This is a genomic window from Flavobacterium mesophilum (genome assembly GCF_039581405.1).
Taxonomy (GTDB): Bacteria; Bacteroidota; Bacteroidia; order Flavobacteriales; family Flavobacteriaceae; genus Flavobacterium.
In genome coordinates this window covers 58,562-83,283 of the sequence record NZ_JBCPXZ010000003.1, presented here as the reverse complement: position 1 = coordinate 83,283, position 24,722 = coordinate 58,562, and the positions used below count along the sequence as shown (strand labels likewise).

Below are 24,722 nucleotides of genomic sequence, written 5' to 3'. Positions count from 1 at the left end.
AAATCAATTTTGTTGTTTTAGTTTCAGGTTCAAAACTTGAAACTTGAAACCTGAAACTAAAATTAAGGATTAAAAGATAATCCAACGCTAAAAAAGAATCTCACTTTATCGATGTTATTAATCCACGAAGTATCAAAATGAATTGGACCTAAAATGGATTCATAAGAAACCGCAGCTCCTCCTGATAATACCAGACTTGGTTCAATATTATCATCCCAACTTCCTTTTGGATTGAATGCATGATCAATATAATCGTCAAAAGTGCCAAAGCCTACAGTTGCAATATTAAAATGAGGAGTCAGATAGATTTTCCCAAAAAGATTTACTTGAGAGCCCAGTTTAAGTCCCATGTATTGTGTAACATTAAGTTCGTCTTCATGAAGGCCAGGCAATTGAAAACGATTACTGCCTGAACTTGGTATTATGCCTCCTAAGAAATATTTTGAAGCATAGCCAAATTCTGAAAATGAAATTTGATCTTCTTTAAGTTTGTCCTGAAAAATAAAATAAGAATCAAACCCTACAATTCCTGTGATTTTCTTTTTTAAAAGTGCCCTTTTTTCAAAAGTAAAACCAAATTTAGTATAACCATTAGTGGAACCCGAAATGGTTGTTAAATTTGGATCAGAAAAAGAGGCATTAATATCTGTTAAAAACGATCGCCCTAAATTTGATTTTATAATTGTTCCGTTTGTAGCAAAATACACTTTATCCATATCATTATAGGAATAATGCATATTGAATTCGATGTTATTAAAATTGTAATCGTTTATTGAAATAGAGTTTGGGTTATATTCGCGATCATATTTTGGTTTTACATGAGTGTAATGATAGTTTAGACCAAAACCAAAATAGCTTTTCAGAGAATTTAAATTCCGGTTTATTTCATTGTTGAATTCAAAAGCATTATAGAGCATATTGTCTGATGCTTTGCCATTGATGTAAATTTCTTGTCTTAGAAAAGCGCCATAAGCTTCAGTCATCCACCACCATTCTCTATGTCCGCCAAAATTTTTCTGATAATTGATTCTGGCTTTTGGTTGTTCTGCAATATCGGCAGTTACGAGAAGTCTGGACGCGTCTGCCAAAACGTTTCTTCCGGTGTAATTAAAAATGATGCCGACACCTCTATAAGTATCGTAATGCACTGACGTGTTCAGCTGATTTTTAGCGCGTTCGAGTCCGAACAAAGTAATTCCGAGTTTGTCTTCGTCTTTTATGAAATAACTATAGGTTATCTCTTCAAAAAGATTAGTGCCCATGGCTCGGTTAATTCCAGCAATTAAATCCTTTGTGGTATATTTTACGTGTGTTTTAAGGTTTGCTCTTCCAATTACGAGTGGCAGGTTTTCGGGGCTTATTTTTTTATACACTATTGTATCAAGAACAAATTCTTTTGGCATATCCGGCAATTTGTGTGTCCGTTGTGGAAATGCTTTTAATTTTTCGGATAAAGCAATTAAAGCGGGAAGATTTTGATTTGTTGCTATTTTACCGTCCTTGTAGATTTCATCGCTATCGGCAAAATCAGCTGTTGAGAAACGCAGGTTGGGCAAATGATCTACTAATATGGTGCATAAATCACGATTTGCGGGATTTTTGAGGTTGCTCGGGAACATGCTGGTTTGCATCAATACAGTCATAATATTATTGAGCTTATCTACAGGCTCCATTCCGCCGCCCACGTCACTGCCTATAATAATATCGGCGCCCATTTGTTTGGCAACATCAGTTGGGAAATTATTTAGAACTCCACCATCTACTAGTACTGATTTTTCATAAGGCATTGGCTTGAAAATAGCGGGCAACGACATGCTGGCTCTCATTGCATAAGCTAAACTACCTTTGCTCAAAATAACTTCCTTTCCTTCGGCAAGATCGGTGGCCATTGCTCTAAAAGGTATCGGGAGGCTGTCAAAATCTTTTACATTATAAACAGGAAAGGTTAACTCAGAAAGGTATTCTCTAAGGTTCTGATCATTTAAGAGGGAACCAATACTGTTCAATTTTCCATCTTTAATCCCAATTCTGATTAGGTATCTTTGAAATTCTCTTTTTTCTTCGGCACTTACAGATCGCAAGGCTTGTCCTCCACCAAGAAGTTTATCCCAATTAATATTTTTGGTCATTTTTTCGATACTGTCTCCAGAATAACCCATTGCATACAAACCTCCAATAATACTTCCCATACTATTTCCAACGATAAGATCTGGGACAATGTGTAAAGAATCGAGTTTTTGCAAAAGCGGAATATGTGCAATTCCTTTTGCTCCTCCACCGCTTAAGACTAATACCACTTTAGGTTTTTTTTCCTGAGAAAAAGCGATTTGTGAGAGACTTAGTAAAAATAAGAAGACGATTAAATAAGTTGATTTTTTCAAGTGTTTACTGTTTAAGTATTTGAGAAATAGAATCTTATTTTAATACTTAAAAGTAAATAGATATTTGTAAACCTGCAATTTTTTGTTTGAAATGTTTTTTATAAGATATTTACAAGTTGTTTATTTATAGAAACTTACTAAAAATAAAACCCGACAGGTTTTTAAAACCTGTCGGGTTTGAAGTATTATTATTCTGTTCGTATAAATTTAGAATCTTCTACAACGAGTTGTAAATTGGTTACTTTTTTTGCACTTATTTCTTCTTCAGCTTTTGCAACTTTTAATTCTTCTTCAATTCTAGCAATTAGCTGCTTTTGCTTTTCAATTTTTTTGTCTCGATCTGGATCATTCAGATTATCTTCGAGAGTCTTTAATTTTGTTTTTTGACTCCTTAAATCCAGTTCGATTTGCCAAGATTTTTCGGCTAATTTTACGAGTTTTTTTTCTTCTCGGTCTAATTTGGCCTGCATTTTTTCTTTATAATTTTTAGAAATAGGTTTCATGGTTTCTAATCCCAGAACTTTTGGACGCTGATCCATCATAGGAAACAATGCATTTTGTGGCTGAGGCATTAGTGCCGACGGATTAAAGTTTTGTGCAGTCGCACCGAAGGATAATAGTAGTAGTAAAGTAATTAAGGGCAGTTTCAAAATTTGGTTTTTTGGGTTTAATCGTAGATTTGAAAGTCAAAAATAACAAAATGAATTTTAGAATTACTATTAAAAACAAAACCCGACAGGTTTTAAAACCTGTCGGGTTTGAATTATTTTAGATTTGCATTTTAATTAAAATTATAATCGTAGCCTATTTCATCAAGATCTTCTCCAAGTCTTTCCCAGTCATCAAAATTTTTATCGAGTTGTAAAACCATTTCCTTTGTTAGTTTTTTACCTTGATAGATTTGACTTATGGGGGCTATAGATGTTGGTCTTGCCTTATAATAATCTTCATCTTCGTCTTCATCCTGAGTACCATCAAAAAAATATTCGAGAGCCCAATCTGCATAGGTTTGAGGATTTCCATCGAAAATATTTAATAATTCTTCTGAGCCATCATCCTTAACCGCGATTTTCCCAGTCTTCCATTCTCCTTCATTATTAGTCCACAAACAAAAGTTTATTATTGTTGAAGATGCAGGTTCTCCAAAGATAAAATCATTATAAATTTCAGGTATTCCTTGTAATAAATTTTCTCTTGTTATGCTTTTAGAATAATATTCATGAGCAAGCCCAATTAATATGCAGTTGTTTTCAAGAAAAAGAGCCATCATTTGATCTCCACAGCCATCTTTCATTTCAAAAAACTCTTCGTTTTCACTCCATTTAGAATTGTAAGAATAATATCTATCTTCCCATTCTGGCCAAAAAATAGCATCGAGAACTGAAATTGCTTTGCAAATTCTTTGAAAATCACCTTTTTGAGGCATTAATTGTTTATTTCCAGTTGAAATCATAGTATCGAATTATTTTTCTTATAAAAATAAATGTTTTTTTGATAGCAATAGTTAGGAAATAAAAAACCCGACAGGTTTTTAAAACCTGTCGGGTTTGAATATGTAATAAATCTAAGATCTAAAATAGATTAGTATCTGTAGTATTCTGGTTTGAATGGACCTTGAACTTCAACACCAATGTAAGCAGCTTGATCTTCTCTTAGAACTTCAAGTTCAACACCTAATTTAGCTAAGTGTAAAGCAGCAACTTTTTCATCTAAATGTTTTGGTAACATGTAAACTTCATTTTTGTAAGCAGCGCTGTTGTTCCATAATTCGATTTGAGCCAAAGTTTGGTTTGTAAATGAGTTACTCATTACAAAACTTGGGTGACCTGTAGCACAACCAAGGTTTACTAAACGACCTTCAGCCAAAATGATGATATCATTTCCGTTGATGTTGTATTTGTCAACCTGAGGTTTGATTTCGATTTTAGATGCACCGTGGTTTTTGTTTAACCAAGCCATATCAATTTCGTTATCGAAGTGACCAATGTTACAAACAACAGTTTTATCTTTCATTTGTTCGAAGTGCTCTCCAAGAACGATATCTTTATTTCCAGTAGTTGTAATGATGATATCAGCATTAGCAATTACAGTACTTAATTTTTTAACTTCATACCCGTCCATTGCAGCTTGTAAAGCACAAATTGGATCGATTTCAGTAACAGTTACAATAGAACCTGCACCTCTGAAAGAAGCAGCAGTTCCTTTTCCAACGTCACCGTATCCACAAACAACAACTCTTTTTCCAGCTAACATTAAGTCAGTTGCACGACGTACAGCATCTACAGCAGATTCTTTACATCCGTATTTGTTGTCAAATTTAGATTTAGTAACAGAATCGTTGATATTGATTGCAGGCATTGGAAGAGTTCCAGCTTTTACTCTTTCGTAAAGTCTGTGAACACCAGTTGTAGTTTCTTCAGAAAGACCTTTAATTCCAGGAACTAATTCTGGGTAACGATCAATAACCATATTAGTTAAATCTCCACCATCATCAAGAATCATGTTCAATGGTTTTCTGTCTTCACCAAAGAATAAAGTTTGCTCAATACACCAGTCAAATGACTTTTCGTCAAGACCTTTCCAAGCATAAACTGAGATTCCAGCAGCAGCAATAGCAGCAGCAGCTTGATCTTGAGTTGAGAAAATGTTACAAGAAGACCAAGTAACCTCAGCACCAAGAGCAATTAAAGTTTCGATCAAAACAGCAGTTTGAATCGTCATGTGCAAACATCCAGCAATACGAGCACCTTTTAATGGTTGTTCGTCTTTGTATTCAGCGCGAAGTGCCATTAAACCTGGCATTTCAGCTTCAGCTAGTTCAATTTCTTTTCTTCCCCAAGCCGCTAGAGAAATGTCTTTTACTTTATAAGCCACATAAGGCGTAGTTGTAGTACTCATTTATATTATATTTGTAGAATTGTAAATTTTTTGCAAATTTAAGGAATAGCTTTTGAATTTTACTATTTTCTTTAAGATTTGTGAAATCTTTAATTTCTTAATCTCTAGAATGTTAGTTTAAGATTCGTTTTTGAACCATATAAGTGATATAAGTTCATTTAAAAAGATTCTTAACTATTACCTTTGTTGCTAATTGCTTATATTTTTCAAACCATATAAGTAATATAAGTTCATTTAAAAAGGGGGTTAAACTATTAGCTTTGCCACTAATTGCTTATATTTACTATTACATTTTTCAGCCAATAATTTATATTTTCTTATATGACTTATATGGTTTAAAATTACAATTAACCATTCATCATAATTTACAATTAAAAAGAAATGCCTTTATTTCAGACCATACAATTCAACGAAACCACTAAAATCTTAATTTGGGAAATAACAGAATCTCTCGAAGAGTTAGTAAGTAAAGTAGTTTTAAAGGAAAAAACACAAAGGAGGTTGGACGGAATGAAATCTCAAATGCATCAGCGTGCTTTTTTGAGTGTTCGTATGCTGATTCAGGAAATGGGGTTTACAGATAAAGATTTGCATTATGATGAATTCGGGAAACCATATTTTGATTGCCATAATCATATTTCAATAACGCATTCGTACCATTTTGCGGCTATAATTATCAGCCACGAAACCGTAGGAATTGATATGGAATTACAGCGAGAAAAAATTCAGAGAATCGCAGATAAATTCACAGATTTTGAATGCGATTATTTAGACCCGTCATCTATTGAAGAATACATAAAAAAACTTACAGTGATTTGGGGAGCCAAAGAAGCAATCTTTAAAATTAGAAACGAAAAAGGAATCAGTTTTAAAGATCATATCAATGTTGATGATTTTTCTTTAGAAGAAAGTCAGACTAAGGCAAGTCTTCATTTTGATAATTTGACCAAGGAATTTGATGTGCATTATCAGGAAGTTCAATCCGATAATTTTGAAGGCAAGTTTACGTTGGTTTATGCTTTTGAGAATTAGACGCAAAGCTTCGTATCGCGCTAGGATTGATTTAGCAAATGTGCTTGCGCTCTATTCGATTCGCTCCTCGCAATGATATTTAGAGCCGTTAAATCTCACTTTCCTTATTTCTATGCTGAAACATACTCATATATAAAAAAGTGCTCATTTTTCGGGCACGTCTTTTTAATATATCGGCATTTTCGCCTTCAAAATATTCGTCGATGGTTTGGGACCAATGATTCAACCAGATTCCAAACTCGTTTGTAGTGATTTTTTCGCCAAAATGAGCGTCAACTTCGTTATGAACAGCTATTGGATTTCCATTGTATTTTTTTACGCCAAATAAATTCATCTCCCAAAAATCAGTCAGTTTTTCGAGATGTGCATCCCAATCCGCAATCATTTCATTAAAATAAAAGCCGATTTCTTCATCGGCTTTTATTTTAGCATAAAACTGATGTACTAAAAAGGAAACATCGGCTCTATTTTCTATTTGCTTTTTCACAGAAAAATAGTGTTTAAAAGAATAAATAATACACTTAATACTGAGCTCAAAATTAAAAGGTTAAAAACTACTTTATGTTTCATTTGTGCCAAAATTGAAGTGTTTACAAAGATACAAGCTAAAACAATAATAGCCAGCTGAATCATTTGAAAAATTGAAGTTCCGTTAGCCAAAACATACATTGCAGCAGCGCCTCCTAAACAGCTTTGTCCAATTACTGCCATTGCAGCAGAGCCCATGTAGTTTTTATTGAAAATGTCGAATGTTGATTGATATAGTGTCATGATATACAGATTTTTATATGACAAAGATACGCTCGCAATTCAACTCCATTTTATGATTAAAATCATAAAACAAGAACTTTTTTATCGATATACTTTTCGGTTTATAATCTTTAATTCGCCTTTTTTCTCCAATGTTTTTATGGTTCTAATTACCGTTTCAACACGCAATCCAGTCAAATCTCCAATTTGCTGTCGGGTGAAATTGATAAGGTAGCCGTTTGAGTCTTTTTTAAATTTGAAATAAGCAATTCCGTGGTCAATTAATTTCAAAACACGATGTTCTGGTTCTTGAGTTGAAATTTCTGCCGCCATAACCGATTTATAATACAAACGTTGCGCTAAATTCTCGATTATTTTAATGCTGATTTTAGGATTTTCCTCCAGCAATTTCATGAAGTTTGTTTTCGACAAAAGAAAAATTTGGCAATCTTCAACGGCAATAGCATTGGCAGGATATTTTTGGTTTAAAAATAATGGAGGTTCACCAAAAGATTGTTCTTTATAAAATATTCCCTGGATAAATTCGCGTCCGTCATCATTGTAATTGCTCATTTTGACCTCGCCTGAAAGAATCTGATAATAATTTGAGGGGAAAATTCCTTCTTCAAAAATTATTTCATTTTTAGAGAAAGTTTTCTTTATAGCGCCATATTTTTCTAGTAATTCAGGAGCAATCATACATTTATGTCTTTGGTTGTCAAAAGCGGTTGTACAAATATAATTTATTCAAAATAGTTCTTCTACCTTAAAAACTTTTACTTTTACAGCCATTATGCAGCAAAAAATACCCAACATACATCAGCAGATTTTAGAAGCTAAAAAAAGCGGACAAAAACTGCTGGCTATACTTTTAGATCCGGATAAAATTGTTCTCGAAAAATTAGATGATTTATCGCTCAAAATAAATCAATCTCCCGCGACACACATTTTTGTAGGCGGAAGTATTGTCCAAAACAATATTCTGGAGGATTTAATTGCACAATTAAAGCAAAAAACAAATCTGCCTGTTATTATATTTCCTGGTGATCCTTCTCAAATTTCTCCTCAGGCTGATGCTATTTTGTTTTTATCCTTACTGTCAGGCCGAAATCCAGATTATTTGATTGAATATCAAGTTCAAGCAGCGCCTATTCTGAAAAAAACAAATCTAGAAGTGATTTCTACTGGATATATTTTGATCGAAAGTGGCAATGAAACAGCGGTCGCGCGCGTTAGTAAAACAAAACCGCTTAATCGTGAAAACTTTGATTTGGTTTTGGCAACTGCACAAGCAGGAGAAATGTTAGGAAATAAATTGATGTATTTAGAAGCGGGAAGTGGCGCTAAAAACGCAGTGCCGCTGAAAATGATAGAGTTAATTGCGCAAAATATTGAAATTCCTATAATTGTTGGCGGAGGAATTGTAGATTTGCACGGAATTCAAAATGCGTATAAAGCTGGTGCCGATTTAGTAGTTATTGGAACTGCTTTCGAAAACAACAGCCATTTTTTTGATTCCTAAACCAACCCAAAAATAGCTTGACCAAATGATAGATTTTTTTCTAGACAGTTATAAAAATGCCCCACTATGGCATATTGCTCTTGAATTTTTAGTTTTTGTTTGCGGTATTTTAAGTGTTTGGTTTGCCAAAAAAGAAAACATTTGGGTTTATCCTACAGGATTGATTGCAACAATAATTTCAGTGTATCTATTATATGTTGCGGGTTACATTGGTGATATGATTATCAATGGATATTTTTCGATTATGAGTATTTACGGATGGTATGTATGGGCGCGAGGAGGAGCAGTTGAAGATAATTTACCAATTACCCGTACAAATTTTAATGAAAAAATAATCGGAATCTTACTGTTTATTGTAACCGTTTTTGTAGTTTTCGGAATTTATAAATATTTCGATTATGAAATCAAAAAAGACAATTATGTCGATATGATTTCGTCAGGAATATTTTTTGCAGGAATGTGGTATATGGCCAGGAAAAAAATCGAAAACTGGACACTTTGGATTATTGGCGACATTATTGTTGTGCCTCTTTATGCTTATCGCGGCTTAGGGATGCTGTCACTTCAATATTTAATTTTTACAATTTTGGCTATTTCAGCTTATTTAGAATGGAGAAAAATCTTAGACAGCAAAAAACAACTATCATAAAAATTGCTTTGTTTGGTCCTGAAAGTACAGGAAAAACAACCTTAGCAAAACAGCTTGCAGAATACTACGAAACCGAATGGGTTCCAGAGTTTGCTCGTGACTACTTACAAGAGAAATGGGAGGAGAATCAGCACATTTGCGTGGCTGATGATATGATGCCTATTGCTTACGGACAAACAGCATTAGAAAATGAAAAACTTTCTAAGGCAAACACCTATTTGTTCTGTGATACAAATTTGATGGTGACTAAAGTTTTTTCTGAAATGTATTACGGTTTTTGTGATCCCCTTTTAAATGAAGCGGCGCTCGAACACGAGTACGATTTGTTTTTCTTGACGGATATTGATGTTCCTTGGGAAAAAGACGATATTAGAGATACTCCAGACGGAAGAGAAACTGTTTTTTCAGTTTTTAAGCAAACTCTAATAGATACTAAAAAGCCATTTATAATTCTGTCAGGAGATAAGGAAAGCCGTTTGAAAAAAGCAACAACAATTATTGACGAGCTTGCTATGGCTAAAGAACGTGGTTTTTCGTCAGAAGATTTTGTGCAGTTGTATGAGCGAGGCATTTCTTTTGAAAATGTTCTGAAACAATTGAAAATTTTCAAGAAAGGAATAACAAAAAGTAATTTAATTAGTGCAGCAACAATTGATGATGGAATTTTAGCTTTTTCAGAAACAGAGTTCGAAGAAAGAGCGGCTTTTTTTGATTCGCAAGTAAAGAATCTGAAAATTAAAAAATTCGTTCCGGCTTCTGGTGCGGCAACTAGAATGTTTAAGTTTTTACGAGCTTTTTTGAATGAATTTGATATCGAAAAAGAAACAATCAACGCTTATATAAATAGAAAGAAGGATAAAGAATTGCCAATTTTTATTGTCGCAATGGACAAGTTTCCATTTTTCAAAGCAGTTGACAAAAAGCTAAAATCAATTTATCCTGATTTTGATAGTTTAGAGCGCGATTATAAAAATTATTATTTCATTAAAACATTGCTTTCACAGGATTATTTTGCTTTTGCAGATAAGCCAAAAGCGGTTTTGCCTTTCCATAAATATAAAGACCATATTGCAAATCCTATTGAAGAACATTTGAACGAATGTGCGCACTATGCTTCTTCAAATCAGGTTTCAAATCTTCATTTTACGGTGACTGAAGCGCATCAGCAATTATTTGAAAAAGAAATTGAAGTTCTTAAGGAAAAAGTAGAGAAGGATTCTGGAATTCAGATTAATATTGGTTATTCTTATCAAAATGCCAGCACAGATTCTATTGCTGTTGATACCAAAAACAGATTGGTAAGAGACAAAAATGAAGCTTTGGTTTTCAGGCCAGGCGGACATGGAGCATTGATTCAGAATTTAAATACGCTTGATGCCGATGTTATTTTTATTAAAAATATCGACAATGTAATTCAAAATCATATTGATAAAATTACATTATACAAAAAAGCGCTTGCTGGAATTATGATTGAAGCGCAACAAAAAGTCTTCAACTATTTAAATGCTATTGATGAACAAAAAATCGACGAAGCTGGATTAGAAAAAATCGTTCGGTTTTTGACAAAAAATCTAAATGTAGAAATTTCTAGTGATTTCAAAATGTTCACTTTTGAGAATAAAATCAATAAGGTGAAAGAACTTTTAGATCGTCCGATACGAGTTTGCGGTATGGTGAAAAATGAGGGAGAACCTGGCGGAGGACCTTTTTGGGTAATGAATGACAAGGGAATAAAATCACTTCAGATTGTTGAAACATCGCAAATTGATTTATCAGATAAAAAGCAGTCTAAAATTTTAGCAGAAGCAACTCATTTTAATCCAGTTGACTTGGTTTGCGGTATAAAAAATTATAAAAACCAAAAATTTGATTTACAGCAATTTGTAGATCACAAAACAGGTTTTATTGTGGAAAAAAGCGTTGAAGGCAAAACAGTAAAAAACTACGAGCTTCCGGGATTATGGAATGGTTCGATGGCGCATTGGCTGACTATTTTTGTTGCAGTGCCATTGATTACTTTTAATCCGGTGAAAACGGTGAATGATTTATTAAAAGCACCACATCAGCCACAATAATGGATATTGAAAAAATCATATCAGAACTTAATTTTAAAGCCGTACGCAGTAGTGGGTCTGGAGGGCAAAACGTGAATAAAGTTTCGTCAAAAGTAGTGCTGAGTTTTGATTTAAATGCTTCTCAAGCCTTGTCTGATGAAGAAAAATTGCTTTTGCAAGAAAATATATCGGCAAGGTTAACTTCTGAAAATATCCTCATTTTAAATTGTGACGAAGACAGAAGTCAGCTTAAAAATAAAGATATTGTTATCAAACGATTTTTGGAAATCATCAAAAAAGGATTGTACGTTCCGAAAATTAGAAAAGCAACAAAAGTTCCGAAAGCGGTAATTAAAAAGAGGATCAAAGACAAAAAGAATCTCTCTGATTTAAAGCAATCTCGAAAAAAACCTAATCTGGATTAAATTCCAAAACAAACCTTTATCGAATTGCTGTTGGAATTTGGAATTTCACAAATTGGAATTTTAAAAGAAATTTCTTTTTTGGAGTTTTAAATATTTTAACATTACCTTTGCACTGTCTCAAAGGGGTGCTCCAAATAACGAGCTGAGATCATACCCAAAGAACCTGAGCGAGTAATGTTGCTAAGGGAAAAAACGACACTATCAAGCGTGCACACTTTATTTTGTCGTGAAACACATTTATTAATTTAACAAAAGAATAATTCCCCCTTTTATTCGTAATTTTTTACGAATGAAAATTTTATTTAAAGGCGCTAAGTCGCTAAGGTACAAAGGTTCAAAGGTTGAAAATCTTATCGGAACCAAATCAATTCTCTTTACTCTATTTTCTGTTTTCTTTACTCTATTATCTTTTGCGCAACAGCAAGATTCTACCAAAGTAAATTCACTTGATGAGGTTTTGGTTTCTGCGGTTCGTGTAACGACGAAAACTCCTGTTTCGTTTAGCAATATGGATAAAAAAGAAATCAAATTCAGAAATCTTGGGCAAGATATTCCAACTTTGATGAATTATCTTCCATCTGTAGTTACAACTTCTGACGCTGGAAACGGAATTGGTTATAGTGGCATCAGGGTGCGAGGAAGCGATGCAACTCGTGTGAATGTGACAATCAACGGAATTCCGTATAACGATGCCGAAAGCCAAGGAACTTTTTGGGTAAATATGCCCGATTTTGCTTCTTCTGTCGAAAGTTTACAATTACAGCGTGGTGTTGGAACTTCAACAAATGGTTCAGGTGCTTTTGGAGCAAGTTTGAACATGTTGACTGATAATTATGCTTCTAAAGCAACAGGCGAAATTTCGAGCTCTTTCGGAAGTTTTAATTCGCAAAAAAATACTGTGAAATTCAGCACAGGATTATTGAACGATCATTTTGAATTGGCTGGACGTTTGTCAAGAATTAAATCGGACGGTTATATTGACAGAGCAAGTTCTGATTTGAAATCGTATTTTCTTCAAGGGACTTATGTTGGAAAAACGACTTTAATTAAAGCTTTAGTTTTTGGCGGAACTGAAAAAACGTATCAATCTTGGAACGGAATTGATGAAGAAACCATGAATGATAATCGTACTTTCAATTCGGCTGGAATGTACAAAGACGAATCAGGAAATGTTCGTTTTTACGATAATGAAACGGATAATTACCAACAAGATCATTACCAATTGCATTGGAGTGAATCAATTTCTGACAAATGGAGCAGCAACTTGGCTTTTCATTACACAAAAGGGAAAGGATATTACGAAAATTATAAAGAAGATGCCGATATGGCTGATTATAATTTAGACCCAGTTGGTTCAGTTACAACAACAGACTTAGTTCGTCAGAAATGGTTGGACAATGATTTTTACGGAACGACTTTTTCTGTAAAATATAAAGATGAAAAACTGGATGTTATTTTTGGCGGAGGCTGGAATAAATACGAAGGCGATCATTATGGAAAAGTAATTTGGGCAAGATATGCTTCACAGTCGGAGCCGGGAGATCATTATTATGATGATTTTTCAACAAAGACTGACGGAAATATTTTTGCAAAAGCAAATTATCAATTCACCGAAAAGTTGAGTTTTTATGGCGATCTTCAATACAGAAGAGTACATTATAAAGCAGATAGTGCTGAAACTGGTTTAGTAGATGACACTTTCAATTTCTTTAATCCAAAAGCGGGATTGAATTATGAAATCAATCAAAAAAATACGTTATATTTTTCATACGCTCGTGCGAATCGTGAACCAAACAGAACCGATTACGAAGGCGGAAATGTAAAACCAGAAAAACTGAATGATTTTGAATTAGGCTGGAGATTTAATTCAGATAATTTCCAATTGAATTCAAATGTTTACTATATGGCTTACAAAGATCAGTTGATTTTAACTGGTACACTTGATGATGTTGGAGCTCCAATTCGCTCGAATACTGATAAAAGTTACCGTTTAGGATTAGAATTTGATGCAACGATTAAGCTTTCAGAACAATTTATTATTCGTCCGAACTTTACTTTGAGCAGTAACAAAAATGTTGATTTAGCTGTTGAAGGTCAAAATTATGGAACAACTAAAATTGCATATTCACCAGAAGTTATCGCTGGAAATATAATTGTTTACAGCCCAATTCAGAATTTGCATATTTCATTATTGCAAAAATATGTTGGCGAACAATACATGAATAATATCGAATTGCCATCAGCAAAACTGGCAGATTATTTTGTAAACGATTTGAATGTTTCGTATGAAATCAAACCAAAATCGGTTTTCAAATCTATTATGATTACAGGGATGGTGAACAATATTTTAGATAAAAAATATGTTTCAAACGGGTACATGTATGATATTTATCCATACTATTATCCGCAGGCAGGAATTAATTTCTTAGCTGGATTAACCTTGAAATTCTAAAAAATAAAAAAGCCTGAAATAAACTTTCAGGCTTTTTTATTTTAATTATATACGTGAATCACGGTTCCCGAAACTTCTACGCGATAGGATTTTAATGGATATTCTTTTCCGCCAAGTCCAGTGAATAAACTGTATTGTGCCTTATCGCAAGAGCAAACGGCATATATTCCGTCAATTGTCATTGCTGTGCAGGAATTGATTTCTTGATTTGGGCACGCAGCATCAAAAGCATTATAACCGCTTCCGGCATTAAAAATGATAATTCCTTTTGCTCCATAATTAGGAACAATAACGCCATTACTTACAAATTTGAGGTTAGAATATGCGGGCAAATTCATATCCACAGTTAAATTAACAGAGTAGTTTGGAATGTAAGGATTTTTACTGCTTCGTTCACTCTCGCTACAAGCAGAAAGTGCACAAACAAAGACGATTAAGAGCCAGATTTTTTTCATTATTTGAATTTGGATTAGTGAAACAAAAATAAATTATTTAGTTTTGATTTTTATATGATTAACATATAATTATGTACTATTAAAAATAATAGTATATTTGTATTACAAAATCCCGTCCCGATGGGATTTTTTCTATTTATATAAACGATGAAGTTATGAGTAAAGTATCTTATTATACCGCAGATGGTTTAAAAAAATTAAAAGATGAGTTGGAGCATTTAAAGAGTGTAATGCGCCCAAAAGCATCTCAAGATATAGCAGACGCAAGAGACAAAGGTGATTTATCTGAAAACGCCGAGTACGATGCAGCAAAAGAAGCGCAGGGTTTATTAGAAATGAGAATTGCTAAACTAGAAGAAGTTTATGCAAATGCACGATTAATTGACGAATCTCAATTGGATGTTTCTAAGGTTTTGGTTCTTTCGAATGTGAAAATCAAAAACCAGAGCAATGGAATGGAAATGAAATATACGCTTGTTGCGGAAAGTGAGGCTGATTTGAAAACAGGAAAAATCTCAGTAACTTCTCCTATTGGAAAAGGTTTGCTAGGGAAATCTGTTGGAGAAGTAGCTGAAATTACAGTTCCAAATGGCGTTTTAAAATTTGAAATTCTTGAAATTTCACGTGACTAATCATTAAGTTTAACTGTTTAATCGTTAAATCGGTTAAGCGATTAACCAAATAAAATAAACGATGAGTTCAATATTCACAAAAATAGTAAACGGAGAAATTCCTGCATATAAAATAGCTGAAGATGAAAATTATTTAGCTTTTTTAGATGTAAATCCAAATGCAAAAGGGCATACACTTTGTATTCCGAAACAAGAAATCGACAAGATTTTTGATATGGATGACGAACTGTATTTAGGCTTGATGAAGTTTTCTAAAAAAATTGCAATTGCGCTAGAAAAAACAGTTCCATGCAAAAGAGTAGGAGTTGCAGTCGTAGGTTTAGAAGTGCCTCATACACACGTGCATTTGATTCCGTTGAATCATATGGATGAAATGCGTTTCATAAATAAAGTTTCGCTTTCAAAAGAAGAGTTTGAAGCTTTGGCTAAAAGCATTTCAGCGAATTTGTAGAACATAGCTTGTGAGGCTGAGTCCTTCGTTTCTCAGGATGAACTCCGTCGAAACCCGCAAAGTTTGGAACTTGATATAATAAAAAAATGCAGTAAAATTATTTACTGCATTTTTTTATTTAAAGAAATCTGAAACGTAGTTCCTTTTCCAATTTCAGAATGTAAAACTTTGATTTTTCCATTGTGATATTCTTCAACAATTCTTTTGGTTAAAGAAAGTCCTAATCCCCAGCCTCTTTTTTTGGTTGTATAACCGGTTTCAAAAATAGTTTTGAATTGTTTTTTAGGAATTCCGGTTCCCGAATCTTTTATGTTTATTTTTACATGATGCGCATCTTGTTCGATTTGCAGATCTAAAATTCCTTTTCCTTTCATGGCGTCAATCGCATTTTTGACCAAATTTTCAATTGTCCAGCTGTAAAGCGTCGGATTTAGTTCAACTAAAATCGGTTCATTAGGCGTGTCATAAGTAAAAGTCACTTGTTTTGAAAAACGTGATTGCAGATATTTGAAAGTATTTAATGTTTCTAAAACAATGTCGTGAATTTCTAAAACGGGAACTGAACCAATTTTTGAAAAACGATCAGTAATAGTCTGTAATCGATCAACATCTTTTTCAATTTCAGTAGTTATTGACGAATCAATATTTTCTGTTTTTAAAATTTCAATCCAACCAATTAATGACGATAATGGCGTGCCAATTTGATGCGCCGTTTCTTTTGCCATTCCTGCCCACAACTTGTTTTGCGTGGCCATTTTGGTGCTTTTGTAAAAATTATAAATTAAGGCAACACACAGAAATACAATCAGCAACAACGCAATTGGGTAATATTTTAATTTATTGAGCAATGCCGAATTGCCGTAATACAGAATTTGGTATTTTCCGGGAGCATATTCAAAAGTTATCGGCTCGTTTTCGTTTTTTAAATTGTTTAGAAAGACTTTTAATTTTTTCTTGTCATTCAAAATTTCGTCAGGAACATTTTTAGAGCTTACAACATTATCATACAACATCAATACAACGGGAATCGAAGTGTTGTTGCTGAAAATTTGAAGCGGCAGTTCGACATCTGTATTTTCATCTGCATTTACAATGGTAATTTGCGCATTGGCAAAAAGCTTCATTTTCAGACGCTCTTCATTTTTGAAAATTTGGAAGAAAGTATAGGTATTCCAAAGAATCAAAGTAATGATTAAAAAGGAAATAAGAATTATAACCCAACGAGTTGTATTTCTGCGTTCAGAAAAGTGCATAAATTAATTTTTGAGGTATAAATATAACGAAATATAGTCATTTTATATTTTGCAGTTCCCCAAAAGATTTTTGTTTTTATGTCTTAAACTATTTCTCTGAATTAAACCATTTCTATACTTTTGCAGTTACCAAAATGAGGTTTGGTTAAATAGAAAATATATGATTAGCATCGATCCAAAAGAGATACCGACGGTTCAATTACAAGGTTATCTACAAAGTGCTGTGGGGCCAAGACCAATTGCTTTTGCAAGTACAATAAGCGAGAAGGGGATCCCAAATTTATCGCCTTTCAGTTTCTTTAATGTATTTAGTGCTAATCCGCCAATTTTGGTTTTTTCGCCTTCAAGACGTGTTCGTGATAATACGGTAAAACACACTTTGATTAATGCCGAAGCAACGCGCGAAGTGGTAATTAATGTAGTGAATTATGATTTGGTGCAACAAACATCACTGGCAAGTACAGAATATGGCGAAGGTGTAAATGAGTTCATAAAAGCAGGTTTGACCCAAATTCCATCTGATCTTGTAAAGCCATATCGAGTAAAAGAATCTCCGGTACAATTTGAATGCAAGATTTCACAAATTATTCCGTTAGGAACAGAAGGAGGAGCTGGAAATCTGATTTTGTGTGAAGTAGTGAAGATTCATATCAACGAATCGATTTTAGATGAAAATGGAGCGATTGATCAGCACAAAATTGATTTGGTTTCACGACTTGGAGCAAACTGGTATTCAAGATCGAATCAAGGACTATTTGAGGTGCCAAAACCACTGACAACTTTAGGTGTTGGAGTAGATGCAATTCCGAATTTTGTAAAGGAAAGCCCTGTGTTTAATGGGAATGACCTCGGAAAATTAGGAAATATAGAAGCCTTGCCTACAATGGAAGAAGTTAGTATATTTGTGAAAGAAAATTTTTCTGTGAAAGGCGTTTTGAGCTCAGATGATCAGGAAAAAGTGCATTTAGAAGCCAAAAAATATCTGAATAAAGATGATATTGCTTCGGCTTGGAAAGTGCTTTTAGCTAAAAAATAAAGGAATAGAAACAATAAATAATTATAGACGAAGATGGAAGTTATAGGAAAAGTAAAAGTGGTAAATCCTGAGCAACAAGTTAGTGCTTCATTCAAAAAAAGAGAATTAGTAGTAACTACAGATGAGCAGTATCCACAGCACATTTTAATCGAATTTACACAAGATAAATGCGATTTATTAAGCAGCTATAAACTAGGTGAAGCAGTAAAAGTTTCTATCAATTTAAGAGGAAGAGAATGGGTTAACCCACAAGGTGAAACTAGATATTTCAATAGTATTCAAGGTTGGAGAATCGAAAGATTAGCGCCAGAAGGGCCTGCACAAGGTGCTCCAATGCCAACAGCAGAAACTTTTGCACCAGCAACAAGCATTAACGAAGACGAACCAGACGATTTGCCATTCTAAGAAACGGTAAATTTCAAATAATCAAATTCCAAATTCCAATTCATTACCTTGTTTTGGGATTTGGAATTTTATTTTTGAGTTAATTTTGTCATAAACGACCAAATTGCAGAAAGTTGGAATTTGGAATTTGAAGTTTGAATATGTATTATTTATTAAAAGATTTATTTTTTCCGCCAGTTTCAGAAGCTGATGAAGAAGGTATTTTGGCAGTCGGAGGAGACTTAAATCCCGAGCGATTGAAATTAGCTTATAAAAGTGGTATTTTTCCTTGGTTTAACGAGGGAGAACCAATTCTTTGGTGGGCGCCAGATCCGAGAATGGTATTGTTTTTTGATGAATTAGCGATATCCAAAAGCATGCATAAGATTCTCAAAAAGAAAATGTTTAAGGTCACATACAATAAGAATTTTAGAGATGTAATTTCAAATTGCCAGCAAATAAAGCGTGAAGGACAAGACGGGACTTGGATTTCAGATGAAATGATTGAAGCGTATTGCAAATTGAATGAAGAAGGATTTGCAAAATCTGTTGAGGTTTGGCAAGATGATGTTTTGGTTGGGGGTTTGTACGGAATTGATTTAGGTAAAGGAACTATTTTTTGCGGAGAAAGCATGTTTTCCAAAGTTTCAAATGCTTCAAAAACAGCTTTTATAGCTTTAGCTTTATATTTGCAGAAAGAAAATTATAAATTGTTGGATTGCCAAGTTTATAATCCGCATTTAGAAAGTTTGGGTTGCCGAGAAATTGATCGCGAAGAATTTATGTCCATTTTAAAAAGTAAATAAAAATGAGTGCAGTTTACAGTGTAAAAGAAATTTATATTTATCCGATAAAAAGTTTGGCAGGCATTAGTTTAAAAAGTGCCAATGCTGGAGAAATGGGATTTGAAAACGATCGTCGTTGGATGCTTATTAATACTGAAAATGTTCACGTTACCCAACGAGAATATCCAATAATGAGTCAGTTTTATCCACAAATTTTGGGAGATAAAATTCAAATTAATTTTGAAGGAGAAACGCATGAATTTTCAGTTAATGAACATTTAGGAAATGCAATAGAATCTCAAGTTTGGGATGATAAAAGTGAAGTTTTCGAAGTAAATAAAAATTCTTCAAAATGGTTTAGCGATAAATTAGGTTTCGAATGCAGACTTGTAAAAATCAATAAAATTGGTGCTCGTAAACATGAAAGTTCCAGAACAAATGAAACGTATAATGTAAGTCTTGCCGATGCTTATCCGTATTTGTTAATAGGGACCGAAAGTCTTGATTTTTTAAATGACAAATTAGAAGAAAAAATCACTATCAAAAGATTCCGTCCAAATATTGTGGTGAGTACAAAGAATGCTCACGAAGAAGATGATTTCAAAACTTTTACAATTGGTGAGGTTCAGTTTAAAAACATAAAACCTTGCGGACGATGTATTATGGTAAACAACGATCCACAAAAAGGGATTGTGAAAAAAGAACCTTTAAAAACTTTAAGCAAATACAGAAATGTAGACAATTCAGTTTTATTCGGAACTAATCTTGTGAGTTTGAATTCAGGAATTATCAGTGTAGGGGATGAGGTTGTTTTTTAAAAATTCAACCTCATAAAGTTCCAATTTAAAGTATTAAAAAGTACCAATTCATTGTTTAAAGTTGGTAATTCGAGAATTAATTTCAGCGTTTCATGCGCCATCATATTGCCAATAATTCCGGGCAATGTTCCTAAAACGCCATTCAAATTACAGTTCGGAACATCTTTTGGATCAGGCATTTCAGGAAATAAATCTCTCAGGTTTTTACTTCCATTATGATTGAAAACCGCAATTTGTCCTTCGAATTTTAGAATACTTCCGTAAACCAAAGTCTTTTTTAATGCAACGCAAGTATCATTTACTAAATAACGCGTCGAAAAATTATCAGAACCATCTACAACAATATCATATTGCTGAATGATTTTTGATGCATTTTCAGCCGTTAATTTCTCATTAATCGAAACAGCTTCAATCAACGGATTTAATTTCGAAACTACTTTTTGAGCCACAATTGATTTGTGCTGACCAATTTCATTTTCGGTGTATAAAATTTGACGATGAAGATTATGAATTTCAATGGTATCAAAATCCATAATTCCGATAAAACCAACTCCGGCGGTCGCAATGTATTGTAAAATCGGACAGCCCAAACCGCCTGCACCAATTACTAAAACTCTAGCGTTTTTTAATTTTTCCTGACCTTCGTCGCCAATTTCAGGAAGAATGGTTTGTCTGTTGTAACGAAGGAATTCTTGTATAATGCTCATTTTAATTAAGTCTTAAAGTTTTTAAAGTCGAAAGTCGAAAGTCAAAAAAAATGTCTAAGTAAAAAACTTTATGGCTTTAGACTTTTCAACTTTATGACTAAATGATCTGTCCCAATCTTTCCAAACGGGTTCGTACCCTGCCTTTTTTATGATTTTCGAAATTTCTTCGGCAGAGCGTTCATCGCTGATTTCGAATTGTTCCAAAGACTGCGGGTCAACCACATAACCACCAGGGTTTGTTTTAGATCCTGCACTCATACTTGTGACTCCAATTGGGATTATATTGTTTCTGAATTTTTCATTTTCACGAGTTGAGATGGAGATTTCTAGATCTTCATTCCATAAGCGGTAAGCACAAATCAATTGCGTCAAATCTTTGTCGTCCATAATAAAATTCGGTTCGACAATGCCTTCAGCAGGGCGAAGACGCGGAAAAGAAACTGAATATTTAGTCTGCCAGTATTTCTTCTGCAGATAATCTAAATGCAACGCATTGAAAAAACTATCAGTTCTCCAATCTTCCAAGCCTAATAAAACTCCTAAACCAATTTTATGAATTCCAGCAGTTCCAATTCGGTCAGGTGTTTCCAATCGATAATCGAAATTTGATTTCTTGCCTTTCGTATGATACTTTTTATAAACTTCCTGATGATACGTTTCCTGATAAACCAAAACGGAATATACTCCAGCATCGTGCAAACGCTCATAATCTTCTGTAGAAAGTGGCTGCACTTCAACAGAAATAATCGAAAAATCTTCTTTGATTAAATTGATTGCATTCAGAAAATAATTGATGTTTACGGTATAATTTGCTTCGCCAGTAACCAGTAAAACGTGGTCAAAACCTTTATTTTTTAAAGCTTCGACTTCGAGTTTTATTTCTGCATCAGAAAGTGTTTTTCTTTTGATTTTATTGTCTAAGCTAAAGCCACAATAGGTGCAAATGTTTTGGCATTCGTTGCTCAAGTATAACGGCGCATACATTTGAATTGTTTTTCCAAAACGTTTCTTGGTGATTTCGTGGCATTTCTGTGCCATTTGTTCTAAATAATTTTGAGCAATAGGAGAGATCAGAATCAAAAAATCATCGAGATTGTATTTGGTTTTCGCCAAAGTTCGTTCGACATCTTTTGATGTGGTTTTGTATATTCTGGATTGGATTTCATCCCAATTATATTGCTCGAAAATAGATTTGAATGTTTTCATAATGTTTAACCGCAAAGAGCGCAAAGTTTTACGCAAGGTTCGCAAAGCTTTGCGTTCTTATCGCTTGTCTTTGCGAACTTTGCGGTTGAAAAAAATTACTCATAAAGAAAAGAAGTCAAAGGACTAGAAGCCGAAGCATAATTTTGCTGATTCGCAACTTTAGCCTCAAAGGCTTTTCTCCCTGCAATTACAGCTTCCTTAAAAGCCTCAGCCATTAAACTTGGATTTCCGGCAACGGCAATTGCAGTGTTTACCAAAACAGCATCAGCACCAATTTCCATTGCTTTTGCAGCGTCAGAAGGAACTCCAATTCCGGCATCTACAATAACAGGAACAGTACTTTGTTCAATTATAATCTCTAAGAAATCAATCGTTTTTAAACCTTTATTACTTCCAATTGGCGAACCCAATGGCATTACAGCAGAAGTTCCAGCGCTTTCTAAATGTTTGCACAAAACAGGATCGGCGTGAATGTAGGGAAGCACAATAAAACCCAATTTTGCTAATTCTTCTGTTGCTTTTAAAGTTTCAATTGGATCAGGCATTAAATATTTCGGGTCAGGATGAATTTCCAGTTTTACCCAATTCGTTTCTAAAGCTTCACGCGCCAATTGTGCTGCGAAAACCGCTTCTTTCGCATTTCTTGCGCCAGAAGTATTTGGCAATAAATTGATATTGGGATGTTTTAAATGCGATAAAATAGCATCGGTATCGGTTTCTAAATCGATGCGTTTTAAGGCAACAGTAACTAATTCGCTTTCCGAGGCTAAAATGGCCAGCTCCATTTCCTCGTTCGAACCAAATTTTCCCGTTCCAAGAAACAAACGGGATTTAAAGCTTTTATCTCCGATATTAAACAATGATGTTTGCATATAATTTTTCGTTTAATTGTTGAATTAATTTTTCTTTCTCATCACTTTCGGTAATGATTCCAGAAACGGCAATTCCGTGAATTCCAGTTTCCATTAGCGGACTCACATCGCGCAACGTAATGCCTCCGATGGCATAAACCGGAATTTCGATTTTATTTTTTTTGAGTTTTTGAAGAATTTCATGATACCCGCATAAACCCAAAATCGGACTTAGTTTTTCCTTTGTATTGGTGAATCTAAAAGGCCCTAATCCAATATAATCACAGCCATTTTTGACATGATTTTCGATGTCTTCAAAAGTATTGGCGGTTCCTCCAATGACTTTTGAAGTTCCTAAAAAAGCTCTTGCTTCGTCGATTTTGGTATCGGTTAAACCTAAATGAACGCCATCTGCATCTATTTCTTTAGTAAGATGCAAATCGTCGTTTATAATAAAATTAGCGGTGTATTTTTCGCATAAAGGCTTTACTGCTTCGGCTAATGTGAAAGCGTCTCTTTGTGTTTGGTCTTTAAAGCGCATTTGCACCCAGTTACAGCCTGCGTCTAGTGCTTGATGAATATTATGCAATTGTTTTTCGATGGTTTCGCCCTGCGAGATATATTGAAGTTTGCTATACATAATGATATCCTATTAATGTTGGTGTTGAGCTCAGGTAATTTTCGATATAGATTTTAGCATTTTTACAAGCTTCTTTTAGCGTTTGATTCAAAGCTAAATTGGAAGCAATTGCAGAAGAAAGTACACAGCCTGATCCATGTTTTTCAAAACAGTTTTTTTCTGATGGAAGGAATTCTAAAACTTCATCTTTTAGAAATAAACGATCTGTTCCCAAAGCCTTTTTGTTATGTCCGCCTTTCAATAAAATGTTTGTTGAAAATTCATTTTCTTTAGAAATAAAATCAGGAAACAGTATTTCGGCTTCATGATAATTCGGCGTAATCAAATCGATTTTTGATACTATTTTATTTAAATCTAGACGATCTTCCATATTCATAAATTCAAATTTTGTAGTCGATTTTAAAACGGGATCCCAAACTATTTTTGTAGTAGGAGAAAGTAGTTTTATGGTCGAAAGAATTCGATTTAAATCATACAAAGAAGACACAATCCCAATTTTCACCACACTGATTTTATAATTTAAAAACAGTGTTTCAATAGAGCGAATTACAAAACTCAAATCTGTCCACTGGATTTCATAAAACTGATTTTCAGTCTGAATGGTATTCGCCGTCGAAATCGCAAAACCAGTCACTTTGTGCTGTTCAAAGGTTTTGATATCAGCCAAAATCCCGGCGCCACCTGACGGATCTAAACCTGCGATTGTGAGAACGAATGGGCGATCTGTTGACATAATTTAAATTGTTTTAATGGATTTTCATTTTTCCAAATACTTCCTAAAAGCGCGACATCATCAAACCCCTTTTCTAAAACTTCTTGAATATTTTGGGAATCAATTCCGCCTAAAGCGACCATCTTTGTTTTATGATTTTTTCTTGATTTTATTTCCTTGAAAAGATCTCTTTCGGGCAAATAATTTTCTTTAGAAATACTTTTAAAAACTGGACTCAGAAAAGCATAATCAAAATTTTCAAGAGAATTAAAATCTTCAATTGAATGTGTTGATGTTGATTTAGACTTGCAATTTTCAAAAGATCGATTATTATTGATTCTTTCTTTTTCAGAAAAATGAAAGCTGCAAATTCCAAAATCTTCCGCTATTTGATAATGATTATGCAAAACCAAATTCGTTCGAAATTCCAATTTGATTTGACGAATAAATTGAGTTATTTCCAACTCTGAAAAATCTGGTTTCCGAATATGAAGCAAAGACAATCCTTCTTCCAATAAAGAATGAAGAATTTGAATTTCATCTTCAACAAAAAAAGGATTCGTAATCAAAATCATAATTTGTAAAATGCTTTTTGTGAGATATAAAATGTGAAAATTATAGCATTTCAC

Annotated in this window: 27 protein-coding genes; 12 read left to right on the top strand and 15 right to left on the bottom strand. The window is 33.7% G+C overall.

Annotation, left to right across the window (positions count from 1 at the left end):
• Positions 1-62: 62 nt before the first annotated feature.
• The 4 genes from AAYQ19_RS09360 to ahcY form a co-directional block, all read right to left on the bottom strand.
• Positions 63-2,381: a patatin-like phospholipase family protein gene (locus AAYQ19_RS09360; protein WP_343535965.1), complete on the bottom strand. Its 2,319-nt coding sequence runs from the start codon at positions 2,379-2,381 to the stop codon at positions 63-65.
• Between the two features lie 188 nt (positions 2,382-2,569).
• The gene (locus AAYQ19_RS09355) at positions 2,570-3,031 is read right to left on the bottom strand and encodes a hypothetical protein (RefSeq protein WP_343535964.1); all 462 of its coding nucleotides are present in this window, start codon (positions 3,029-3,031) and stop codon (positions 2,570-2,572) included.
• Positions 3,032-3,162: 131 nt separating this feature from the next.
• On the bottom strand, positions 3,163-3,834 hold the full coding sequence (locus tag AAYQ19_RS09350) for a hypothetical protein (RefSeq protein ID WP_343535963.1): 672 nt from the start codon (positions 3,832-3,834) through the stop codon (positions 3,163-3,165).
• 128 nt (positions 3,835-3,962) lie between these two features.
• Positions 3,963-5,279, bottom strand: coding sequence for an adenosylhomocysteinase (gene ahcY / locus AAYQ19_RS09345; protein ID WP_343535962.1), 1,317 nt, complete (start codon positions 5,277-5,279; stop codon positions 3,963-3,965).
• Positions 5,280-5,660: 381 nt separating this feature from the next.
• Here ahcY and AAYQ19_RS09340 point away from each other — a divergent pair, with 381 nt between their 5' ends.
• A complete protein-coding gene (locus AAYQ19_RS09340; protein ID WP_343535961.1) occupies positions 5,661-6,311 on the top strand; it encodes a 4'-phosphopantetheinyl transferase family protein in 651 nt (216 codons plus the stop codon).
• 88 nt (positions 6,312-6,399) lie between these two features.
• On the opposite strand, the gene AAYQ19_RS09335 is transcribed toward AAYQ19_RS09340, so the two are convergent.
• The 3 genes from AAYQ19_RS09335 to AAYQ19_RS09325 form a co-directional block, all read right to left on the bottom strand.
• On the bottom strand, positions 6,400-6,798 hold the full coding sequence (locus AAYQ19_RS09335; RefSeq protein ID WP_343535960.1) for a group III truncated hemoglobin: 399 nt from the start codon (positions 6,796-6,798) through the stop codon (positions 6,400-6,402).
• The gene (locus AAYQ19_RS09330; protein ID WP_343535959.1) at positions 6,795-7,082 is read right to left on the bottom strand and encodes a hypothetical protein; all 288 of its coding nucleotides are present in this window, start codon (positions 7,080-7,082) and stop codon (positions 6,795-6,797) included. The genes AAYQ19_RS09335 and AAYQ19_RS09330 overlap by 4 nt, the downstream gene beginning before the upstream one ends.
• An 81-nt stretch (positions 7,083-7,163) precedes the next feature.
• Positions 7,164-7,760: a Crp/Fnr family transcriptional regulator gene (locus AAYQ19_RS09325; protein ID WP_343535958.1), complete on the bottom strand. Its 597-nt coding sequence runs from the start codon at positions 7,758-7,760 to the stop codon at positions 7,164-7,166.
• A 94-nt stretch (positions 7,761-7,854) separates the two neighbouring features.
• On the opposite strand from AAYQ19_RS09325, the gene AAYQ19_RS09320 reads away from it, so the two are divergent.
• From AAYQ19_RS09320 to AAYQ19_RS09300, 5 genes are all read left to right on the top strand, one after another.
• Positions 7,855-8,583 (top strand): phosphoglycerol geranylgeranyltransferase, encoded by a 729-nt coding sequence (locus AAYQ19_RS09320; protein ID WP_343535957.1) that lies wholly within the window; start codon positions 7,855-7,857, stop codon positions 8,581-8,583.
• A 25-nt stretch (positions 8,584-8,608) separates the two neighbouring features.
• On the top strand, positions 8,609-9,232 hold the full coding sequence (pnuC, locus tag AAYQ19_RS09315) for a nicotinamide riboside transporter PnuC (RefSeq protein WP_343535956.1): 624 nt from the start codon (positions 8,609-8,611) through the stop codon (positions 9,230-9,232).
• On the top strand, positions 9,193-11,307 hold the full coding sequence (locus AAYQ19_RS09310; protein ID WP_343535955.1) for a DUF4301 family protein: 2,115 nt from the start codon (positions 9,193-9,195) through the stop codon (positions 11,305-11,307). Before pnuC ends, AAYQ19_RS09310 begins: the two co-directional genes overlap by 40 nt.
• Complete coding sequence (arfB, locus tag AAYQ19_RS09305) at positions 11,307-11,711, top strand: alternative ribosome rescue aminoacyl-tRNA hydrolase ArfB (protein ID WP_343535954.1); 405 nt, start codon at positions 11,307-11,309, stop codon at positions 11,709-11,711. The genes AAYQ19_RS09310 and arfB overlap by 1 nt, the downstream gene beginning before the upstream one ends.
• 289 nt (positions 11,712-12,000) lie before the next feature.
• The gene (locus AAYQ19_RS09300; RefSeq protein WP_343535953.1) at positions 12,001-14,163 is read left to right on the top strand and encodes a TonB-dependent receptor; all 2,163 of its coding nucleotides are present in this window, start codon (positions 12,001-12,003) and stop codon (positions 14,161-14,163) included.
• A gap of 41 nt (positions 14,164-14,204) precedes the next feature.
• Here the strand turns inward: AAYQ19_RS09300 and AAYQ19_RS09295 are convergent, their stop codons facing one another.
• Complete coding sequence (locus tag AAYQ19_RS09295; protein ID WP_343535952.1) at positions 14,205-14,618, bottom strand: Rieske (2Fe-2S) protein; 414 nt, start codon at positions 14,616-14,618, stop codon at positions 14,205-14,207.
• 155 nt (positions 14,619-14,773) lie between these two features.
• On the opposite strand from AAYQ19_RS09295, the gene greA reads away from it, so the two are divergent.
• Both greA and AAYQ19_RS09285 read left to right on the top strand, forming a co-directional pair.
• Positions 14,774-15,250, top strand: coding sequence for a transcription elongation factor GreA (gene greA / locus AAYQ19_RS09290; RefSeq protein ID WP_132990808.1), 477 nt, complete (start codon positions 14,774-14,776; stop codon positions 15,248-15,250).
• A gap of 61 nt (positions 15,251-15,311) precedes the next feature.
• Positions 15,312-15,701, top strand: a complete 390-nt coding sequence (locus AAYQ19_RS09285; RefSeq protein WP_343535951.1) for an HIT family protein — start codon at positions 15,312-15,314, stop codon at positions 15,699-15,701.
• 101 nt (positions 15,702-15,802) lie between these two features.
• Here the strand turns inward: AAYQ19_RS09285 and AAYQ19_RS09280 are convergent, their stop codons facing one another.
• A complete protein-coding gene (locus tag AAYQ19_RS09280) occupies positions 15,803-16,954 on the bottom strand; it encodes a sensor histidine kinase (RefSeq protein ID WP_343535950.1) in 1,152 nt (383 codons plus the stop codon).
• Positions 16,955-17,114: 160 nt separating this feature from the next.
• Here AAYQ19_RS09280 and AAYQ19_RS09275 point away from each other — a divergent pair, with 160 nt between their 5' ends.
• The 4 genes from AAYQ19_RS09275 (at position 17,115) to AAYQ19_RS09260 (ending at position 19,977) form a co-directional block, all read left to right on the top strand.
• Positions 17,115-17,990 carry a flavin reductase family protein gene (locus AAYQ19_RS09275; RefSeq protein WP_343535949.1) on the top strand — a complete coding sequence of 292 codons (876 nt, stop codon included), beginning with the start codon at positions 17,115-17,117 and terminating at the stop codon, positions 17,988-17,990.
• A gap of 33 nt (positions 17,991-18,023) precedes the next feature.
• On the top strand, positions 18,024-18,395 hold the full coding sequence (locus tag AAYQ19_RS09270; protein ID WP_343535948.1) for a DUF3127 domain-containing protein: 372 nt from the start codon (positions 18,024-18,026) through the stop codon (positions 18,393-18,395).
• Positions 18,396-18,535: 140 nt separating this feature from the next.
• Complete coding sequence (aat, locus tag AAYQ19_RS09265) at positions 18,536-19,180, top strand: leucyl/phenylalanyl-tRNA--protein transferase (RefSeq protein ID WP_343535947.1); 645 nt, start codon at positions 18,536-18,538, stop codon at positions 19,178-19,180.
• Between the two features lie 2 nt (positions 19,181-19,182).
• Positions 19,183-19,977 carry an MOSC domain-containing protein gene (locus AAYQ19_RS09260; protein WP_343535946.1) on the top strand — a complete coding sequence of 265 codons (795 nt, stop codon included), beginning with the start codon at positions 19,183-19,185 and terminating at the stop codon, positions 19,975-19,977.
• Here the strand turns inward: AAYQ19_RS09260 and AAYQ19_RS09255 are convergent.
• From AAYQ19_RS09255 to AAYQ19_RS09230, 6 genes are all read right to left on the bottom strand, one after another.
• Complete coding sequence (locus AAYQ19_RS09255) at positions 19,974-20,684, bottom strand: HesA/MoeB/ThiF family protein (protein WP_343535945.1); 711 nt, start codon at positions 20,682-20,684, stop codon at positions 19,974-19,976. The two genes, AAYQ19_RS09260 and AAYQ19_RS09255, sit on opposite strands and share 4 nt — an antisense overlap.
• 54 nt (positions 20,685-20,738) lie before the next feature.
• On the bottom strand, positions 20,739-21,890 hold the full coding sequence (thiH, locus tag AAYQ19_RS09250; protein WP_343535944.1) for a 2-iminoacetate synthase ThiH: 1,152 nt from the start codon (positions 21,888-21,890) through the stop codon (positions 20,739-20,741).
• Positions 21,891-21,985: 95 nt separating this feature from the next.
• On the bottom strand, positions 21,986-22,762 hold the full coding sequence (locus AAYQ19_RS09245; protein ID WP_343535943.1) for a thiazole synthase: 777 nt from the start codon (positions 22,760-22,762) through the stop codon (positions 21,986-21,988).
• Entirely contained in the window at positions 22,743-23,381 is a 639-nt protein-coding gene (locus AAYQ19_RS09240; RefSeq protein WP_343535942.1) for a thiamine phosphate synthase, read from the bottom strand. The genes AAYQ19_RS09245 and AAYQ19_RS09240 overlap by 20 nt, the downstream gene beginning before the upstream one ends.
• Positions 23,374-24,114: a hydroxymethylpyrimidine/phosphomethylpyrimidine kinase gene (locus tag AAYQ19_RS09235; protein WP_343535941.1), complete on the bottom strand. Its 741-nt coding sequence runs from the start codon at positions 24,112-24,114 to the stop codon at positions 23,374-23,376. The genes AAYQ19_RS09240 and AAYQ19_RS09235 overlap by 8 nt, the downstream gene beginning before the upstream one ends.
• Positions 24,072-24,668 (bottom strand): thiamine phosphate synthase, encoded by a 597-nt coding sequence (locus tag AAYQ19_RS09230; RefSeq protein ID WP_343535940.1) that lies wholly within the window; start codon positions 24,666-24,668, stop codon positions 24,072-24,074. Before AAYQ19_RS09230 ends, AAYQ19_RS09235 begins: the two co-directional genes overlap by 43 nt.
• Positions 24,669-24,722 lie beyond the last annotated feature (54 nt).

Bases quoted from the DNA above. Each gene is read 5' to 3' on its own strand.
- AAYQ19_RS09350 (WP_343535963.1), bottom strand. From the start codon at position 3,834: ATGATTTCAACTGGAAATAAACAATTAATGCCTCAAAAAGGTGATTTT.
- ahcY (WP_343535962.1), bottom strand. From the start codon at position 5,279: ATGAGTACTACAACTACGCCTTATGTGGCTTATAAAGTAAAAGACATT.
- AAYQ19_RS09340 (WP_343535961.1), top strand. From the start codon at position 5,661: ATGCCTTTATTTCAGACCATACAATTCAACGAAACCACTAAAATCTTA.
- AAYQ19_RS09330 (WP_343535959.1), bottom strand. From the start codon at position 7,082: ATGACACTATATCAATCAACATTCGACATTTTCAATAAAAACTACATG.
- AAYQ19_RS09325 (WP_343535958.1), bottom strand. From the start codon at position 7,760: ATGATTGCTCCTGAATTACTAGAAAAATATGGCGCTATAAAGAAAACT.
- AAYQ19_RS09320 (WP_343535957.1), top strand. From the start codon at position 7,855: ATGCAGCAAAAAATACCCAACATACATCAGCAGATTTTAGAAGCTAAA.
- pnuC (WP_343535956.1), top strand. From the start codon at position 8,609: ATGATAGATTTTTTTCTAGACAGTTATAAAAATGCCCCACTATGGCAT.
- AAYQ19_RS09310 (WP_343535955.1), top strand. From the start codon at position 9,193: ATGGAGAAAAATCTTAGACAGCAAAAAACAACTATCATAAAAATTGCT.
- arfB (WP_343535954.1), top strand. From the start codon at position 11,307: ATGGATATTGAAAAAATCATATCAGAACTTAATTTTAAAGCCGTACGC.
- AAYQ19_RS09300 (WP_343535953.1), top strand. From the start codon at position 12,001: ATGAAAATTTTATTTAAAGGCGCTAAGTCGCTAAGGTACAAAGGTTCA.
- AAYQ19_RS09295 (WP_343535952.1), bottom strand. From the start codon at position 14,618: ATGAAAAAAATCTGGCTCTTAATCGTCTTTGTTTGTGCACTTTCTGCT.
- greA (WP_132990808.1), top strand. From the start codon at position 14,774: ATGAGTAAAGTATCTTATTATACCGCAGATGGTTTAAAAAAATTAAAA.
- AAYQ19_RS09285 (WP_343535951.1), top strand. From the start codon at position 15,312: ATGAGTTCAATATTCACAAAAATAGTAAACGGAGAAATTCCTGCATAT.
- AAYQ19_RS09280 (WP_343535950.1), bottom strand. From the start codon at position 16,954: ATGCACTTTTCTGAACGCAGAAATACAACTCGTTGGGTTATAATTCTT.
- AAYQ19_RS09275 (WP_343535949.1), top strand. From the start codon at position 17,115: ATGATTAGCATCGATCCAAAAGAGATACCGACGGTTCAATTACAAGGT.
- AAYQ19_RS09270 (WP_343535948.1), top strand. From the start codon at position 18,024: ATGGAAGTTATAGGAAAAGTAAAAGTGGTAAATCCTGAGCAACAAGTT.
- aat (WP_343535947.1), top strand. From the start codon at position 18,536: ATGTATTATTTATTAAAAGATTTATTTTTTCCGCCAGTTTCAGAAGCT.
- AAYQ19_RS09260 (WP_343535946.1), top strand. From the start codon at position 19,183: ATGAGTGCAGTTTACAGTGTAAAAGAAATTTATATTTATCCGATAAAA.
- AAYQ19_RS09255 (WP_343535945.1), bottom strand. From the start codon at position 20,684: ATGAGCATTATACAAGAATTCCTTCGTTACAACAGACAAACCATTCTT.
- thiH (WP_343535944.1), bottom strand. From the start codon at position 21,890: ATGAAAACATTCAAATCTATTTTCGAGCAATATAATTGGGATGAAATC.
- AAYQ19_RS09245 (WP_343535943.1), bottom strand. From the start codon at position 22,762: ATGCAAACATCATTGTTTAATATCGGAGATAAAAGCTTTAAATCCCGT.
- AAYQ19_RS09240 (WP_343535942.1), bottom strand. From the start codon at position 23,381: ATGTATAGCAAACTTCAATATATCTCGCAGGGCGAAACCATCGAAAAA.
- AAYQ19_RS09235 (WP_343535941.1), bottom strand. From the start codon at position 24,114: ATGTCAACAGATCGCCCATTCGTTCTCACAATCGCAGGTTTAGATCCG.
- AAYQ19_RS09230 (WP_343535940.1), bottom strand. From the start codon at position 24,668: ATGATTTTGATTACGAATCCTTTTTTTGTTGAAGATGAAATTCAAATT.